At 51.0% G+C, this 15,387-nt stretch carries 20 protein-coding genes, 1 tRNA gene and 1 pseudogene; 6 read left to right on the top strand and 16 right to left on the bottom strand.

Translation table 11 applies throughout. The features are described from left to right. Positions 1-9: 9 nt before the first annotated feature. The 3 genes from JOD20_RS19610 to JOD20_RS19600 all read right to left on the bottom strand — a co-directional run bounded on the left by JOD20_RS19610 (position 10) and on the right by JOD20_RS19600 (position 4,035). Complete coding sequence (locus JOD20_RS19610; RefSeq protein ID WP_204756897.1) at positions 10-897, bottom strand: DAK2 domain-containing protein; 888 nt, start codon at positions 895-897, stop codon at positions 10-12. A gap of 161 nt (positions 898-1,058) precedes the next feature. Next, complete coding sequence (locus tag JOD20_RS19605) at positions 1,059-3,293, bottom strand: SPFH domain-containing protein (RefSeq protein WP_204756896.1); 2,235 nt, start codon at positions 3,291-3,293, stop codon at positions 1,059-1,061. Between the two features lie 139 nt (positions 3,294-3,432). Beyond that, complete coding sequence (locus JOD20_RS19600) at positions 3,433-4,035, bottom strand: OB-fold-containig protein (RefSeq protein WP_204756895.1); 603 nt, start codon at positions 4,033-4,035, stop codon at positions 3,433-3,435. 261 nt (positions 4,036-4,296) lie between these two features. Here JOD20_RS19600 and aspS point away from each other — a divergent pair, with 261 nt between their 5' ends. The 5 genes from aspS (at position 4,297) to JOD20_RS26510 (ending at position 7,823) form a co-directional block, all read left to right on the top strand. Beyond that, on the top strand, positions 4,297-6,081 hold the full coding sequence (gene aspS / locus JOD20_RS19595) for an aspartate--tRNA ligase (RefSeq protein WP_204756894.1): 1,785 nt from the start codon (positions 4,297-4,299) through the stop codon (positions 6,079-6,081). Positions 6,082-6,196: 115 nt separating this feature from the next. Further along, the gene (locus tag JOD20_RS19590; protein ID WP_204756893.1) at positions 6,197-6,592 is read left to right on the top strand and encodes a hypothetical protein; all 396 of its coding nucleotides are present in this window, start codon (positions 6,197-6,199) and stop codon (positions 6,590-6,592) included. A gap of 49 nt (positions 6,593-6,641) precedes the next feature. Further along, on the top strand, positions 6,642-7,040 hold the full coding sequence (locus JOD20_RS19585) for a FixH family protein (protein ID WP_204756892.1): 399 nt from the start codon (positions 6,642-6,644) through the stop codon (positions 7,038-7,040). Positions 7,041-7,155: 115 nt separating this feature from the next. Continuing rightward, positions 7,156-7,230, top strand: a tRNA-Gly gene (locus JOD20_RS19580). A gap of 191 nt (positions 7,231-7,421) precedes the next feature. Further along, the gene (locus tag JOD20_RS26510; RefSeq protein WP_239583958.1) at positions 7,422-7,823 is read left to right on the top strand and encodes a hypothetical protein; all 402 of its coding nucleotides are present in this window, start codon (positions 7,422-7,424) and stop codon (positions 7,821-7,823) included. On the opposite strand, the pseudogene JOD20_RS27025 reads toward JOD20_RS26510, so the two are convergent. From JOD20_RS27025 to JOD20_RS19505, 13 genes and pseudogenes are all read right to left on the bottom strand, one after another. Further along, a pseudogene (locus JOD20_RS27025) lies at positions 7,704-8,621 on the bottom strand (recombinase family protein); the annotation flags it as partial. The gene JOD20_RS26510 and the pseudogene JOD20_RS27025 overlap by 120 nt on opposite strands. A gap of 156 nt (positions 8,622-8,777) precedes the next feature. Beyond that, a complete protein-coding gene (locus JOD20_RS19560; RefSeq protein WP_204756890.1) occupies positions 8,778-9,320 on the bottom strand; it encodes a nucleoside triphosphate pyrophosphohydrolase family protein in 543 nt (180 codons plus the stop codon). A gap of 17 nt (positions 9,321-9,337) precedes the next feature. Further along, positions 9,338-9,520 carry a hypothetical protein gene (locus tag JOD20_RS19555; RefSeq protein WP_204756889.1) on the bottom strand — a complete coding sequence of 61 codons (183 nt, stop codon included), beginning with the start codon at positions 9,518-9,520 and terminating at the stop codon, positions 9,338-9,340. A gap of 255 nt (positions 9,521-9,775) precedes the next feature. Beyond that, positions 9,776-10,006, bottom strand: coding sequence for a helix-turn-helix domain-containing protein (locus JOD20_RS19550; RefSeq protein WP_204756888.1), 231 nt, complete (start codon positions 10,004-10,006; stop codon positions 9,776-9,778). Then, the gene (locus JOD20_RS19545; protein ID WP_204756887.1) at positions 10,006-10,809 is read right to left on the bottom strand and encodes an ATP-binding protein; all 804 of its coding nucleotides are present in this window, start codon (positions 10,807-10,809) and stop codon (positions 10,006-10,008) included. The genes JOD20_RS19550 and JOD20_RS19545 overlap by 1 nt, the downstream gene beginning before the upstream one ends. Further along, positions 10,796-11,860, bottom strand: coding sequence for a hypothetical protein (locus JOD20_RS19540; RefSeq protein ID WP_204756886.1), 1,065 nt, complete (start codon positions 11,858-11,860; stop codon positions 10,796-10,798). The genes JOD20_RS19545 and JOD20_RS19540 overlap by 14 nt, the downstream gene beginning before the upstream one ends. Positions 11,861-11,913: 53 nt before the next feature. Continuing rightward, on the bottom strand, positions 11,914-12,864 hold the full coding sequence (locus tag JOD20_RS19535; RefSeq protein ID WP_204756885.1) for an ATP-binding protein: 951 nt from the start codon (positions 12,862-12,864) through the stop codon (positions 11,914-11,916). A 104-nt stretch (positions 12,865-12,968) separates the two neighbouring features. Beyond that, positions 12,969-13,196, bottom strand: a complete 228-nt coding sequence (locus JOD20_RS19530; RefSeq protein WP_204756884.1) for a hypothetical protein — start codon at positions 13,194-13,196, stop codon at positions 12,969-12,971. Next, entirely contained in the window at positions 13,171-13,380 is a 210-nt protein-coding gene (locus tag JOD20_RS19525) for a hypothetical protein (RefSeq protein WP_204756883.1), read from the bottom strand. The genes JOD20_RS19530 and JOD20_RS19525 overlap by 26 nt, the downstream gene beginning before the upstream one ends. Further along, the gene (locus JOD20_RS19520) at positions 13,377-13,589 is read right to left on the bottom strand and encodes a hypothetical protein (RefSeq protein WP_204756882.1); all 213 of its coding nucleotides are present in this window, start codon (positions 13,587-13,589) and stop codon (positions 13,377-13,379) included. The genes JOD20_RS19525 and JOD20_RS19520 overlap by 4 nt, the downstream gene beginning before the upstream one ends. Then, on the bottom strand, positions 13,573-13,923 hold the full coding sequence (locus JOD20_RS19515) for a hypothetical protein (protein ID WP_204756881.1): 351 nt from the start codon (positions 13,921-13,923) through the stop codon (positions 13,573-13,575). The genes JOD20_RS19520 and JOD20_RS19515 overlap by 17 nt, the downstream gene beginning before the upstream one ends. A gap of 329 nt (positions 13,924-14,252) precedes the next feature. Continuing rightward, the gene (locus JOD20_RS19510) at positions 14,253-14,591 is read right to left on the bottom strand and encodes a hypothetical protein (RefSeq protein ID WP_204756880.1); all 339 of its coding nucleotides are present in this window, start codon (positions 14,589-14,591) and stop codon (positions 14,253-14,255) included. A gap of 23 nt (positions 14,592-14,614) precedes the next feature. Further along, positions 14,615-14,836, bottom strand: a complete 222-nt coding sequence (locus JOD20_RS19505) for a hypothetical protein (protein WP_204756879.1) — start codon at positions 14,834-14,836, stop codon at positions 14,615-14,617. A 123-nt stretch (positions 14,837-14,959) separates the two neighbouring features. On the opposite strand from JOD20_RS19505, the gene JOD20_RS19500 reads away from it, so the two are divergent. Next, positions 14,960-15,340 (top strand): helix-turn-helix domain-containing protein, encoded by a 381-nt coding sequence (locus JOD20_RS19500; RefSeq protein WP_204756878.1) that lies wholly within the window; start codon positions 14,960-14,962, stop codon positions 15,338-15,340. Positions 15,341-15,387 lie beyond the last annotated feature (47 nt).

The raw sequence follows: 15,387 nt of genomic DNA, 5'->3' as shown, positions 1-15,387 counted from the left end.
GCACTGCGATTAAATCACTTCTTGGTCGCGCAAGCGTGGCTTAGGATCGTCGCCACCGCTGCTTGGGCGTTGTTGCTGTTGTTGGGGCTGGCCGCCAAACATGCCGCCACCGCCGCCAAACAATTGGCCGAACAAATCGCCTAAGCCACCAAGCCCACCAAGTGGATCGCCGTAGCCACCGCCGCCTTGGGGTGGTTGTTGCTGTTGTTGGCCGCCACCAAACAACTCTTCAAAACCACTGGTTTTGGATGGCTCGCCGCGGCCTGCGCTGAGACCATTGGCAAGCAAGGTTTGCAGCAAGCTGCCAAGCAACGAGCTAGCGCCAGCAGCGCCGGGATCGACCTTGCCAGATGTGTCATTATTGCCAAATAGACCAAAGCCTGAACCTTGCTGGCTCGTGCCATATGCGCCACGTTGTGAGGCTTTGTAGCCATCCATCAGCGCTTCGAGCGTCGATTTGCCGTTGTTGCGCGATTGCATAAAGGTGGTCACGCCAGGCACGAGGCCGTCGAGAATCCCGCCCTCGCCTTGTTGCTTGACCCCAGGCGTATTTTGCACCCCGCCCAACAAACCGCCAAGCAATTTCATAATATCGTTGACCCCAAACGAGGTCTTGCCTTGGAGATCGTTGGCAGCTTGGTCCAAACCGTTGGCATACATTGGCGCGGTTGGGCCTTTGCCCGAGGTGCGCAAGGCATGGCTAGCAGCGCGTAAAGCCTGATCAACCGAGCCTTGGCCTTCATTTTGGCGGAGCGTCTTGGTGATTGTTTCAAAATTGCTGACCATATTATCGCCAGCATCGCCATCGCCAACCCCATCAAGTGCATTCAATGAATCACGTTCATCGGCTAGATTGTTGGTTATTTCGGCAAACAGGTCGGTTAATGCCTTCGACATACAACAACTCCTTTGGTGCTAAGCACATAATCCTACAGCTACTACTGCGATTTCCGTACCACCAATTGTCACGATTCTAGCAGCTTGGCTGGCGAAACTCAATTATTAAACAGCAATGGCTGCTCGCACTGGCCAAGTACGAGCAGCCAGCGACCACTAGTTTAGCTATTTTGGACCAACATCAGCACGCTGCTCAGTGGTTGTTCGGCCAATTGTGGCATCAATTGCAGCATTCCCTGCACTTTATGCAACACTGGCTGTTGGTCTGCGCTAGCGACACTCAACACTTGTTCGAGAGCTGCGCCAACCGTTAGGCTTTGCAATTCTTCGGCGCTCAAGTATTGGCTGGCAATCAAAGCTGCTTCGCGCAACACGGGCTGCGCCGAGGCCAAATTCATGCCATTGGAATTGCTGGCGGGCTTTTCAGCATCGCCATTGCCATTAGTTGGCAATACGCGGCTGATCAAACGATTGCCAAGCTCTTTCAACGGCGCTGGTGCGGTGTTGATCAAGCTGCCAACCCCGTCGGCCAAGCCGATCATGCGCAGGATTTGTTGGGCCGTTTCTGGCGTACCATAAAGCTTGAAGTCCATCGCGGCCATTGCTTCGCCCATGGCTTTAGCTTGCGCCACGCCAATTTCAACTTGGGCGTGCATGCGAATCCGTTCCAGTTCCAGCTCTTGGGCTACCCCAGCGTGAGCAGCCAAGGCTTCGGCCAAGGCTTTTTGACCTTCGGCTTCGGCCAGCGCTTTGGCCCGCGCAGCTTCAGCTTCGGCCAAACCACGTTCGCGAATCGCATCAGCTTCAATCCGTGAGGCTTCAGCTTTGGCCTTGATCACTTCAGCTTCAGCCAAACCTTGCGAAGCAACCGTTGATTTATTGGCTTCAGCGCGCAGAATTTCCGCATCAGACATTGCTTGGGCTTCGGTACGACGGGCTTCGGCCATCTTAATCGCAGCAGTTGCTTCAGCGGTTGCCTTCTTGTTCAAGGCTTCAGCATCGGCTTCGGCCTGCTTAATTTGGCGGAAGGTTTCAAGCTCGACTTCATTTTTGCGATTGATAATTTCGCGCTTGGCATCACGTTCAGCATTGATAATTTGAATTTGCGCTTCGCGTTCAGCGGCAGCGCGTTCTTGCACCGTGACCACGCCTTGTTCGGCAGCTTCACGCTCAGCAGCAATTGCCAACCGATCTTTTTCAGCCTGTTCCAGCTTGGCTTGCTCTTGGGCCAATGCAACTTGGCGTTCGCGGTCGGCCACTTGAACAGCTTGTTCACGCAAAACTTGGCTGCGCTGGACTTCGCGCTGGCGTTCTTGTTCGGCCAACTGAATCGCTTGTTGTTTGCGTTGTTCAGCCAACATCACCGCTTGTTCTTTGAGCTTTTCTGCTTCGGCGATGGTGCGTTCTTTTTCAACCCGACTTAATTCAGCAGATTGTTGTTGTTCGTAGGCAACGCGCTCGGCAGCAGTGCGCTCTTCTGATTCGCGAATCAAAATTTCACGTTGTTGGGTGGCACGCGCTTGCGAGAGATTCCGCTCTAAATTCAATTTTTCTTGGTCAACATCAGCATTACGGCGGGTAATTTCCAATTCGCTTGAGCGTTCAATATCATTTTGCTCCTGCGAGGTGCTGGCATTACGGCGGGCAATTTCAAGCTGTTTTTGGCGCTCAATCGTGTTGCGCTCTTGCTCGGCGGTTGCATTGCGCTTGGCAATTTCGGTTTGGGTCAATTGATCAATTTCGTTGCGTTGTTTGAGCGCTTGCTGAATAACTTCTGCATTGGCGCGGGCCACTTGTGCGCCGAACACATCATCGGTGCCAAAACTGCCTTGGCGGGCACTCTTCAATGCAGTAATCGAAACAGCTTCCAATACCAAACCATTTTCAGCTAAATCACTACGAACCAAATTTTGCACTCGTTCAACAAATTTTTCGCGTTCTTGGTGCAACGACATCAAGGTGAAGGTTGCGGCTACGTCACGCAACGCACCTTCCAATTTGCTTTCAACCAAGCGTTTAACACTATCAGTATTGACTTCTTTACCGCCAATGGTACGAGCGGCGCGCTCAATATCTTCGGCAATTGGATTAACTTTGATAAAGAAAATCGCCCGAATATCGGCATATTGCGGGTCGATCGTGAGCAAGGCATTGGCCTCAGTACGCTCAACATCAATATCCATCGTGCGCAAATCGACCCACGTAATTTCGTGGAAAGCTGGAATAACCCAGCTACCGCCGTTGAAAACCACTTTTGGTTTGCTGCCGCCAGTTCGCACGTAGGTACGATCAGCGGGAGCTTTGACATAAAAGTGATTAACCAACGCAAAAAACACGACTATCAACAGAATGACGACCAGGATTGCTACCCCAACCAAGATTGCAATTTGTTCCATTAGCGATTACTCCTTTATAACCAGGGATGGTCCATATACATACTCAAATAGCCACCCTAGAGACGTTCCCTCGTAAAATAAGCCTTCTTTTTCAAGCAAATATCACATTCAATGCTTCCTTACATTTCATAAACACGACCTAATGGCGAAATTGTTTGGCAATAAAACAGCGTTTCGTACTATCGTATTCAACCAAGGCGACCTCGGTATTGATTGGTAATGGCTCGCCAGTGGCTAATTGGGCAAACACCGTGTGTAATAAGCCATGCGGATCGCGTACTTCAACCCGACCGTAGGTCATACTAATCGTTGGGCTACTCACGCGGCCAACCCGCCCAACCAATTGTTCAAAGCCAATCGCGTTGGTACTTTCGGGAGCCAATTTTGCGAAGATTCGGCTGGTGCGGCTGGTACCAAAAAAGGCCAGCAGCAAGCTCAATAGCAAAATCAAGCCAAAAAACCAGCTCTGGTAGCCGCTGCCAACTTGCACTGCTACGGCATTCAGCAACAACCCAATTAAGCCAAAGAGCGATAAGAAACTGACGAGGATAAACATGAGGGGCACTTTGCCAACCCCGAGTGTATCGAGGGCGGCATCAAACATACCGTGGCCATCACTATCAAGATCGGCATCGCTATCGTGATCGCCGAAGCCACCAACGATTTGCAAAACCGCAAAAACCAAACCAAGACCAAGACTAATCAAAAATGGTAGGTTGTACCACGTTGTCCATACCTTCATGAGCGTTTTCTCCACATCCGAGTGTAGCTTCTGTACGTGGTAATTATTAAAATGTTGCAGCTGAAGGACTGCGATTGATGGTTGCTGAAGGATAGCATAAAAGCCAGATGCGACACAAGCACATCCTTGTGTTAAAATACGCAACATTGTGTTGTCGCCCAACGGCTCTAGCCGCGATCTCAACGCTGGTTGCACACCGACGTGCCGCTTCTTGGCGTGGCTTTGGCTTTGTTATTATCCAAACGCGAGGAGAGCAGTCGTATGCTCCGAACTCACACTTGCGGCGAGTTGCGCCGCGACCACATCGACCAAACCGTGACGTTAGCTGGTTGGGTTCATCGCCGCCGTGACCATGGCACGGTGCTGTTTATCGATTTGCGCGATCGCTATGGCTTGACGCAAGTGATTGTCGATCCGTCGTCGAATCCTGAAGCGCGCGCTGTGCTTGATAGCATCAAAAACGAGTATGTGATTCAAGTAACTGGCCGCGTTCGATCACGGCTTGCTGGGGCAGAGAATGCCAATTTGGATACTGGCGCAATTGAAATCGAAGTTCAAAGCGCCAAAATCCTCAACACTGCCAAAACTCCTCCGATCTTGGTCAATCGTGATGGCGGCGAAGATGAAGCGCTGCGTTTGAAATATCGCTATATCGAATTGCGCCGCGAACGCCAGCAGCATATCCTTGGCTTGCGCCATCGCACCATCAAATTTATGCGCGATTGGATGGATCGTGAGGGTTTTTGGGAAATTGAAACCCCAATTTTGATGAAAAGCACGCCCGAAGGCGCACGCGACTATCTCGTGCCAAGCCGCTTGCACCCAGGCGAATTTTACGCTTTGCCCCAATCGCCACAGCAGCTCAAACAACTGCTGATGGTTTCGGGCATCGACAAGTATTTTCAAATTGCGCGTTGTATGCGCGATGAAGATTTACGCGCCGACCGTCAGCCAGAATTCACCCAACTCGACATTGAAATGAGCTTTGTTGAGCAAGATGATGTGCTCGATGTGGTTGAGCGCTTGATGACCGAATTGGTTGCCAATGTTACGCCACACAAACGGCTGGTTTCGCCCTTCCCACGCTTGACCTACGCCGATGCGATTGAATATTATGGCTCAGACAAGCCCGATTTGCGCTACGATTTGAAGTTTGTCAATGTTGGCGAAATCGTCAAAGATAGCCAATTTGGCGTGTTTACTGGCGCACTCAGCAGCGGTGGCAAGGTGCAGGCGATTCGCTTGCCTGGCTGTGGCAGCTATTCGCGCAAGCAAATTGACGATTTGCAAGAAGTTGCCAAAATTGGCGGAGCCAAAGGCATGGCCTGGATGGCAATCGAAGCTGATGGCAGCGTGCGCTCGCCAATTGCTAAATTCTTCGAGCCAGCCCAACTTGAGCAACTGAAAACTGCGACCGCAGCAGAAGCAGGCGATTTAATCGTGTATGTTGCCGATAAACCAGCAGTTGTCGCCGCCTCGTTGGATAAAGTGCGGCGCGAAATGGCCAAACGGCTTGATCTCGCCGACAAAGATCTGATGCATTTTGCATGGGTCATCGACTTCCCAATGTTTGAATACAACGCCGAGAGCGGCGAATGGGATGCTGCTCACCACCCCTTCTGTATGGTTAACCCTGCTGATGTGGAGAAAATGCAGCGCGGCGAGTTCGAAGGCGTGCGCGCCGCTTCCTACGATTTGGTCTGCAATGGCTACGAGTTGGCATCAGGCTCAATTCGGATTCATGATCGCAGCATTCAACAATACATTTTCGATCGCTTGCCCTACAGCCCAGAAGAAATTCAAAAACGCTTCGGGCATATGTTGGAAGCCTTCGAATATGGCGCGCCACCCCACGGCGGCATGGCTCCAGGCATCGATCGCTTAGTGATGTTGCTGGCCGATACCGACAACATTCGCGACGTGATTGCCTTCCCCAAAACCCAACGCGCCGAAGACCTGATGATGAACGCACCATCGTCGGTCGATAGCAAGCAATTGCGCGAGCTTGGCTTGCGCTTGGCCGATGGCGTTGAGCCACGCGGCTAATTGATCATTCACCACTTCATTGCTCATAGTTAATTTAACTGTGGGCAATGAAGCATTTAAGCCCCTAAAATCTGTGATACGATAACCTGAGTGATTATCGAATTTATGGATTGGCATGCAAACGGCGACGTTACGTTTAATCGAGCACTCAAGCGTTTCAAGCAGCCAGCAGCGTTGGCTGGGGTTACTCTGCATCCTCATGCTTGGCTGGCTAAACCCGCTGAGTTGCTTGTGGCATTGCGATCGCTCAAACGAATTGAGTGCTGCAAATCAGCCGCTCGATGCGGGCATATTTATCTGTTTGATCGCCGAATCCCAGCCACCAGCCAATTTGCTTCACACCCATGCTCCGAATTCAAACCCGAATCCAGCCAACCAAGGGCTATTTAAGCTGCTTGGTCATGCTGGATTGATTGTGATGTTAAGCTGGCATTGGCGCAAATATTCGCCTGCCCCGCTGATCTGGCAAAGCCAAGCCTCACAGCCACCGCTTGCACCGCCACCAAAATAAGCGCATACCAATTAAATTGCTGAATAATGCTATTTTTGAGGAGTATCTTGTGTTAAAACAACTTTTAATCTGCTTATTGGTATTGACGAGTTTGGTTGCATGTGGCGGCAATGATGGGGCGCAAGTACCGGCTCCGGTCGAAAAAACCGTTGATGGCGTGACGCTCAAACTCACGTCGGAAAGCCCGCTAAAGCCAAATACAGACCAAACTTGGGTAATTAATGTCAGCCAAGATGGCCAGCCCGTTGATAATGCTGATGTCTATTTGGATATTGATATGCCGTCGATGCCGATGGGCCAGAACAAACCGCTAGCCAAAGGCGAGGGCAACGGCAATTATCGCGCCCAAGGCATCTACACCATGAGCGGGGCGTGGTCAGTCAGCGTCTTTGCCGAATTTGCGGGCAAAGAATATCAAGCCAATTTTGATTTTAACGTGCCAGAATAACCCCAAGCAACTAGCCCTTCATTAAACCTGAAGGGCTACTCCAATCAGACTTTAGCATTCGTCAGACTTGACAAATTCGCTAACTTCGGGCATTATTGGCGCTAGCACAACCGATGCGGGAGTAGCGCAATGGTAGCGCATCTGCCTTCCAAGCAGATGGTTGCGAGTTCGAGTCTCGTCTCCCGCTCCAAATACAACATCAAATTGTTGGGGAAACAGCGGCGCAAACGCCGCTGTTGGCTTTATACGAACCACTAATCCCTCACGAACCACCACTTTCACTAGTAATTCCTGCACAATTCTTCGTTGCTCTTGTAATCCAACTGCATTCAACAACATGGGAACATTGCGCAAATACGCTGCTGCTTTCGCAATATCGATTTGCTGCGGTTGTTTTGGCTGCTCGTCGAAGCGTGCTTTGAGCTTGGCCACTTCCCGGTTATAGACCGCATCAGACAAATTGCCATGCGACCATGCCAGCGTAAGTCGATCAATCCGCGCTTGAATATTCGCGTGATCAATTGCTGGCTGCGGCGTGGGATGGCGCTGGCGCAAGCCTTCCATAACTCGTTGAATTTGGTTGTCGTCGAGCATGAAACTGGCAAGCATATCCAATACCATTTGATCGACTTTGGTCATGCGCGAAAGTGGGGCATTACAGGTGCGACGGCTATTGCCACTACAGCGGTAGTAATAAATGGGCGTTGCTTTGCCCATATTACTATTCACGTGCTGCCACATCGCGGCTCCGCAGCGCTCGCAAGAGATAATCGACATGATTAAGCCTTTAATGGTGGCCTTGGGCTTCTGCATGATCCGACGTTCACCGCTGCGCTCATTGCGAATTGCTTGGCATGCTTGCCACACATCCTCGGTCACCAGTGGCTCGTGATTGCCTTGATACTCCTTTCCACAATGCACATAGCCCAAATAGGCGCGACTGCTCAGCACTGCCCGAATAAAATCACGGGTGCAATGGCGAGTTTGGAGTTCATTGATGTGATCGGCGAGGGCGCTGAGCGAATATTGACCAGTCGCATACAAGGTGAAAATTTGGCGAATATATTGGGCGTTGTCATCAGGGGCGATGGTGTTTTTATCGAGTGCCCGATAGCCCCATGGAACCGTGCCAACCCAGTGCCCACGGGCGGCTTTTTCTTGCAAGCCCTTCTGGGTATGCCAGCGTAGGTTGTCCCGATATTGTTGATTGATAATACCCATGAACTGCGCCATGAGCATCGATTGGGGATTGGCGCTATCAAAGCCATCTTTCAAGGCAATCAAGCGCACGCGGAGATTCATAAATTCATGCAAGATGTTTTCTTGAATTCGCATCCCACGGGCCAAACGACTCAGGTCGTGGACGAGAATCACATCAAAGCGCTTGAGTTTGGCATCGTGGCGAAGCTGGTCAAGCGCGGGCCGTGATTCCTTCGCACCACTCACCCCTTCATCGGTGTAGGTTTTGACATGCGTCCACTGTTGCTCGTCGATGTAGACTAAACATTTCGCTTCTTGGGCCGAGAGCGAAAAATCCGATTGTTCCTCCGTGCTAATACGCCGATAGATCGCTATTCGCATGCTGCTTTCCTCCTGTGTCCTCTATAGTACACAAGTTCGCAAGAATATCGATCAACGTATGGATCAAGCTATGGTCGGTGCCAGGGTCGGCTGGCTCAATTTCAATAAAAAAAACTGCCTCGGTGGGCAGTGTGGGTTGAATTTGCACTTGGACACTCACGAGGTCAGCCTCTCGATCGCGACCGTATCAACGCGGCTGATACTTTCTGCACTGTTAAAGCCTTGGTCAGTTGAAAACCGCTGGTTCAGTTTGTCGATGTTGGCCGTGTACACATCATAAATACTGGCCTGCTCCCACGTGGCAGCTTCACCAATCCATGCGTGCAAGCGGCTCAGAATATCGACAATTGTGGATTTGTGGGTAGCAGTGATGGGGTGCTGGTGACAGGCGATTTTCTTGACGATATCAGCGAGCTGGGCCGCCAACCCATACACCTCCACATCCTCTTGCGGAATTGGTACAAGCGCATGCAGCATATCGATTGCAAATAAATCCATGCACCACGTGATATACCAGCACACATCACCAAGCTCATTGATCACCGTCCGATTAGGCGCATCGATACTGCTATTAATAGCCGCAATCGCTTCACCTACTTCGCCGCAGATGCCGAGCGCTGCCGTACACAGTTGCATCTCGCGACTGAGCGTGCTATTCATGGTGCGCTTGGCGGCTTGATAATAGCTACGAAAATCCATGAGTCGATCCTTCTTAACTATCCAGTGACCGTCCACTGGTGCAAACAGGTACAGCATTCGATTTGCTCTCCTCGTTGGCGCAAGGTGCGTGACGAACACTGAGGACATGTATTGGCGGTAATCCATTCTACTCCAGCGTGGAGCCAAGCAACGAATGCCGGATCAGCCGTCAAATCAATCTCGTCAGGATGTGTATCCATACAACACCTCGCTAGGGCCACACGATCACCTGATCGCGAGCATCAATTGGGTTCCTTGATAGGGTAACTCTGCTGAAACAGAATGGTTCATAAGCGGTGATGATTGATCAGTCAGGAGTGCCTGCTCGGCTGGAGTCAGTCACTTGGCCAACAACCACGGTGAAATCATGCGATTGGTGATCAGGTTGCGGGCTGCATCATGATTCCCATTGTGCAGCTGCGCCTGAATCTCGAGCCGTGTACCAACCAGATTGATCAATGTACGCATGCGGTAGCCAACAAGGGAATGATGATTTTGCGGCAGCCACAGCGCTGCGGGGTAAACTCGATATAGCCAGCATCGCGCAGCACCAACAGCGCTTGGGCAACGGTGCTATACCCAAGTTTGACTTCAGTGGCAAGATCGCGCACGGTCGCTTGTGGTCGACGACTCACTGCGGCCCACACCAGCCGCGCGGCGGTAAAACTAACAGGTTTGCGACGCATTAGGCTGCCCCCAGTCGATCCATCGGATCACGTTGCCGATAATCAGCAGCACTCAACACCACCAAATGACCCTGCACCGCATCGAGCAAGCGGCTACATAAGCGCATCCCAAAACGCCGATGCGCATCTGGGGTATTGGGATGCAGGTTGCTGGTGATCACGGTTGGGCGTTGATATTCGTAGCGCTCGTTGAGCAACTGGAACAACGTTTCTTTGCCCCAGTCAGTAGCATTCTCGGCCCCAAGATCATCGAGCAGCAGAATTGGGGCTTTGCGGAAGAGTTCGAATTGTTCATCGAAGCTATTCTTGGGCTTGGCACTGGTTTGATCAAAAGTCGAACGAAGTAAGCGCAAGGCATCGGGCGCGGTTGACCAGACAACTTCGTAGCCACGCGTTTGTAGCTCGTTGCCAATCGCTTGGGCCAAGTGGGTTTTGCCACAGCCTGGATTGCCAACCAACGTTAAAAAACCATCGGGGTTGGCCGCAAAGGCTTGGGCGGCCCCAACCGCCAGTTCAACGCCAGCAACATGGCTATCGAAGGTCGCGAAGGTTTTGCCCTGAAACGGCGCAAGGCCGCTTTTGGCGTGCAGCTCGCCGCGCCGCCGATCAACTTGGCGTTGTTGGAGACAGCCGCACGATTGCAATTTGCCAAACAAGGGGTGCTCGATCGGTACATCGTAGACAAAATAGCCAGCCCCTTTACAACACAGACAGGTGTCGTTTGGTGTCCACGGCACTGTTGGCGGCATGATCTCGGGAGCCGGAGTTACGGACGATTGAATAATCGTATCAAGTCGTTGCATAGAGTCCTCGCAACATGCATTCGAGCGGGGTCAGCCAGTAGCTGAACCGCCGCCGAAAGCGATCATTATGTTTGGGGATTTCAATTTCGCCGCGTTCATCAACCCATACAGCCTCTTTCATCCACGGGGCCATCTCGGGCGGCAAGCCATGATCGGCAGGTAACCAAGTGGGCCATTTAGCCAATGGCTCATCAGGCTGGGTTGGCTCGGCAGCTGCGGGTTGGGCAGCAGGCTGGCGATGTAAGCCAGCGCGCAAATTCTCGACGATCTGCGCAGGGTGATAGCCTGCGGCATCGGCATGGGCTAAATAGGCCTTGACTTGGGCATAATCCTCATGGGCAAATTCGCGAGCAGCGCCAATGGGCGGATTATGGTTTCGAAGCAGAAGATAGGTCTCGGTCGCAACTTGTGATCGGCGTGATGGTTTCTCGACGACAACACCATCATCATGTGCATCATGCGATACGGGAGTTGATGTTGTTGGGAAGTCTTTGGGAAGTCTCTGTGTAGTTGTTGTATTTGTCTGCGATTCTGTTGGGGGAGGTGTGCCATTAGAATCACCCACCTCTGTCATTCTATTGGGAGAGGTATGCGATTCTGTTGAGGGAGGTATAGCATTAGAATCACAGAGGGGTGTGCTAATCGTGGCAATGGCATGGGCAATCGGAGCAACATAGAGCAGATTGGTTAGGCGCTGCCCGTTCACGGTTTCCGAGCGAAATTCGCGCACAATTAACCCCTTTTCGACCAAGGCGTTAATGCCAGCTTTGACTTGGGCTTTGGTAAACCCATATTGGTCAGCAAAGTTGTCGTAGCTGCGCTGGAGCATATCCGCGCGAAATTTTTTGCGACTGCCTGTGACATGGCCCGTGGTTTCGTTGCGCAGAATCGTGGGACGATACCAATAAACAATATCGGAAAGCAAGATCACCGCACAGGCATGGGGCTTTCCATTCTCGAATGTAATATGTTGAAACCACGCTGGCGGCACAATATTGCCTTCAATTGGCAATTGGCCAATCGCATCAACCCATGCATTTCCGGTTGTCATAGCACACCTTTAAACAGACGAGCGCCCCGCAAGGCGCTCAGCGAAACGACCAGTTAGTTATCAAACACCGAATCCCGTTCGGCCTGTTGGGCAGCGGTAAGGCGCTTGGTTTTGCGAAAGAGATGGGCTTTTGGGCAGGGTTCCCAATGAAGATGCTCCGTGCGTTGACCATTTGCATCGGCGTTGTAGGGCAGATTGTCAATCCAGATCACCGATGCCCGACAACCACGACAGGCTTGTACCCGTTCGATTTTGTAGGGATAGGGTGATGGATCATTGAAGGGGTCGATCGAGGCAGGATCAGGTTCGTTGAGCGCTTGTTTATCAATGCCTTGATCGAGCCATTCGAGGAGGGTGGTGGCAATCTCGGCTCCGGCGCGGGGGATACTCACACCGTGCAAGGCTGGGCAGCGCGTTTTACTGACCATCAGCGTATTGTGCACATCCAGATCGGCCACCACATCAAACTCATATTCCAAACCGTCGCGCTGCACCGGAGCCAACCCAACTTTCCGTGGTGCTTGTTTGCCGCGCTCATTTTGTTCGACGACATACTCGGTTTTGAGCCGCATGGTACAAATCACATGCATCCGGCAACCAAGAATGGCATCGATCAATTGTTGATGGATCGGGGTCGCATCAGCCCACGCAGTAAATTTGTTGGCACCACGTTTCCCAACCTGATCAACCTGCTCCAAAATGCCATCTTTGCCATTCCAGGCATGCGAGAGACTATCAATAATCAAGACATCATATTTAACCCAATTGGCGGCATTGATGGCTTCGATATATCGTTTTGGGTGAAATGAGGTCAGTTCGACGACATCGAAACTCGCCACATCATCGGCGTATTTGCTGGCACTGCCATGCTCGGTATCAATCACTGCGATATTGCTGCCTAAGTGTTTGGCAATATTGAGCGCGGTGTAGGTTTTGCCACTCCCCGCAACGCCGAGCAGAGCTAACCGCAGTTTGCTGCGGAATTTGGTCGCACGTTGAAACATTCAAAGCCTCCATGGTATACTGGGGTTGCTAACTCCAAACAAAAGCACCAATTCATCTAGACCATGAATCGGTGCTGGTGAACCGTACATGAAAGCCCATTGGCCTATGCCATGGGCTTTTTGTTTGGACGTTGTGTCCGTGCGTTTGTGCGAAGTGCTTCTTCGCGCTCGGCAATTTCAATCCACGCCTGAACCTCAGGATCGGATTGAGCTGCACGGAACGCCGCACGGCGCTCAGCTTCATCGGCCTTGCGTTGCCGCTCTCGGTAGGCTTCAATTGCCGCCCCGAGATCTTGAAATTCACCATCAATGGTGTAAATCCAAGCTGTCATTGGCGTGCTCCTCGACATAGTACGTTGGCAAACAATCCAAGCCAATAACACCAAGATCAGCGAACACTGATCGAGCAACGGTGGTAAGTTGGCGCTGAATAATCAATGCCTCATCCTGATCCAACTGACCGATTTGGAGTGGCGTTTCTACCATTCCATAGTTCATTACAATGTGGTAGTTCACTCTTTAGTTTCCTCTTTGGCTGTATCACGCAGGGCGATCAGGCGTTGGCGTTGCTTGGCCAACTCTTCACGCCCTTTTTGAACAAACTGCAAAATTGTTGGTTCGCGGGAACGCTGCGCGATTTCAACGAACGCATCGTCAGCGTTCCCGCGCAGGGCCAGCGCATCGGTTATTTCGGCCCAACGCTTGTTTTTATCGGTCGCTGCCATCAATCCAATCCTGTGTGATCGGTGATGGAACAGACCGACTAAGCTGCCCAGCGGTAAACGCGGCCTGATCTTTGGCGGTAAATACCTTGCGCAGCCAATAGCCAAGAATTACTACGATCCCCGATCCACCGGATAACAGCAGCAGCGCCACTCCAAAAAACACATAGAGTGGACTAACAAGAAAACAGAAGATGCTGAACCAAACAATGATGGTCAACATGCCGATGGCATAGGTCACAGGCGGTTTCAAGCGCCATGGGTTATCCCACAACGCAAGGTGTTCGGTGGCCAAGCTAATGGCACAGCCAAGGGTGCAAATCAGCAGTTCAATCATCACAACCTCATCAATAAACTGAGAGACGAAAACGAACCTCTGTAGTAAGATTTTGATAGTGTGCTTTGGGCAGGCCTACGTGATTTCCTGCCCGTTGATCGTGGTGCAACATTGGCAACGGTGCGGCGGTTATGCCGAGGTGGGCTCATCGCCCATAGCCTTGTACCGTTGGGAATGCTGCGATCCTGCGCTGGGTGCGCACGATGTGTCACGACTGCGTATTCAGCTATTAAGGTGCGTGTGGTGAGCAGGTTCAGGGCTGCTCAGGCCTGCCGCTTACGCTTGCAGCGCTGTATTTCAGGCATGCAGCCGCATGAGCCTTCCAACAATCAGGCAGCGATTTTTGTCAGTTGGGTGTAGAGATGCTCACGCATGAGCGAATCGGCCTCGTTATAGGTTGAGCGATAGCCCAACAATTGGCCGCTGGAATACACGCCCCACTCGCTTAAGTTGAGGCAGTAGAACGCACCTGTTTCGCTGCCAAGCTGGCAACTTGGGCACGTACATTGCGGCTTTTTGGCTTTGCGGTTCTTCTTGGTTTTGGCTTTTGGCTTTAGAGGACTAATGGGCGCAGCGGATAGTGGAAAAGCCTGCGTTTGGACAGGATAGGATGGGGCGAAGGCGTGCATTGATGACCGACGAATGTGAATAGTATCAATCGTTTGCATGGTTGGCTCCTTAGGTCATTAATTTAGATAGTTTGATGATTGTTCTCTAAAATATTTTGTTTCTCAAAGTGAACAGATTGAGATAAAAAAAGAGGGTGAGTTCTAAATAAATCTTCGGCAGTAGCCGAGGCAGATTTATCACTAGTTTCAGCTAGTAATCTAATGAATTGAATAACTTCATTAGACAACATATAAGTAGCTGATTTTTTTCGAGGTGGACGGTGTGTTTGATTGAATCGACTCATAAATACCTCACTTTCGTTTACTAACGCGAATTGTACACTTTAGGAAACAAAAAGTCAAGAACTTTTCTTGAATTATCTTATATACTGATCTATACTCGCTTTCGTAGCAATAAGAGGTTCCTCATGTCGGGTCTACCTATTTTTCTTAAGCATGAAATGGATAAGCGGAAATTGGGGCTAAGAGATCTTGCATCATTGGCCGATCTAGCACCATCCACATTATCCAAAATAATGAATACACCGAATCACACACCTGACTTAAAAACTCTTGCCGCACTTTCTAGTGCATTAAATCTTCCTCTGGGGAGATTGATTGAGGCTTGTGGATACGATGTGGGTTCCGTTGGAAATCCTGATGATGTTCAACGGCAGATTGCTGCAATCGCTGGGGCTGTGCCGGAGCTTCGTGAGATGTTTCTAGACTTAACCCTTTCGAATGACGATTTTCGACGCTCTGTAATTGCATACATGAAATTACTCGATCAAGAACACCAGGCATCCTAATCACTCGGTCAAACTTAGCAAAATCCATAAAATACCACTCCCCAAAT

Origin of the sequence: Herpetosiphon giganteus, from assembly GCF_016907925.1 — a bacterium.
Lineage (GTDB): Bacteria > Chloroflexota > Chloroflexia > Chloroflexales > Herpetosiphonaceae > Herpetosiphon > Herpetosiphon giganteus.
This window is presented reverse-complemented; position numbering and strand designations above follow the sequence as displayed.

Excerpts from the sequence above, each read along its gene's own strand:
- JOD20_RS19610 (WP_204756897.1), bottom strand. The coding sequence starts at position 897 with ATGTCGAAGGCATTAACCGACCTGTTTGCCGAAATAACCAACAATCTA.
- JOD20_RS19605 (WP_204756896.1), bottom strand. The coding sequence starts at position 3,293 with ATGGAACAAATTGCAATCTTGGTTGGGGTAGCAATCCTGGTCGTCATT.
- JOD20_RS19600 (WP_204756895.1), bottom strand. The coding sequence starts at position 4,035 with ATGAAGGTATGGACAACGTGGTACAACCTACCATTTTTGATTAGTCTT.
- aspS (WP_204756894.1), top strand. The coding sequence starts at position 4,297 with ATGCTCCGAACTCACACTTGCGGCGAGTTGCGCCGCGACCACATCGAC.
- JOD20_RS19590 (WP_204756893.1), top strand. The coding sequence starts at position 6,197 with ATGCAAACGGCGACGTTACGTTTAATCGAGCACTCAAGCGTTTCAAGC.
- JOD20_RS19560 (WP_204756890.1), bottom strand. The coding sequence starts at position 9,320 with ATGGATTTTCGTAGCTATTATCAAGCCGCCAAGCGCACCATGAATAGC.
- JOD20_RS19555 (WP_204756889.1), bottom strand. The coding sequence starts at position 9,520 with ATGGATACACATCCTGACGAGATTGATTTGACGGCTGATCCGGCATTC.
- JOD20_RS19550 (WP_204756888.1), bottom strand. The coding sequence starts at position 10,006 with ATGCGTCGCAAACCTGTTAGTTTTACCGCCGCGCGGCTGGTGTGGGCC.
- JOD20_RS19545 (WP_204756887.1), bottom strand. The coding sequence starts at position 10,809 with ATGCAACGACTTGATACGATTATTCAATCGTCCGTAACTCCGGCTCCC.
- JOD20_RS19540 (WP_204756886.1), bottom strand. The coding sequence starts at position 11,860 with ATGACAACCGGAAATGCATGGGTTGATGCGATTGGCCAATTGCCAATT.
- JOD20_RS19535 (WP_204756885.1), bottom strand. The coding sequence starts at position 12,864 with ATGTTTCAACGTGCGACCAAATTCCGCAGCAAACTGCGGTTAGCTCTG.
- JOD20_RS19530 (WP_204756884.1), bottom strand. The coding sequence starts at position 13,196 with ATGACAGCTTGGATTTACACCATTGATGGTGAATTTCAAGATCTCGGG.
- JOD20_RS19520 (WP_204756882.1), bottom strand. The coding sequence starts at position 13,589 with ATGGCAGCGACCGATAAAAACAAGCGTTGGGCCGAAATAACCGATGCG.
- JOD20_RS19515 (WP_204756881.1), bottom strand. The coding sequence starts at position 13,923 with ATGATTGAACTGCTGATTTGCACCCTTGGCTGTGCCATTAGCTTGGCC.
- JOD20_RS19510 (WP_204756880.1), bottom strand. The coding sequence starts at position 14,591 with ATGCAAACGATTGATACTATTCACATTCGTCGGTCATCAATGCACGCC.
- JOD20_RS19505 (WP_204756879.1), bottom strand. The coding sequence starts at position 14,836 with ATGAGTCGATTCAATCAAACACACCGTCCACCTCGAAAAAAATCAGCT.
- JOD20_RS19500 (WP_204756878.1), top strand. The coding sequence starts at position 14,960 with ATGTCGGGTCTACCTATTTTTCTTAAGCATGAAATGGATAAGCGGAAA.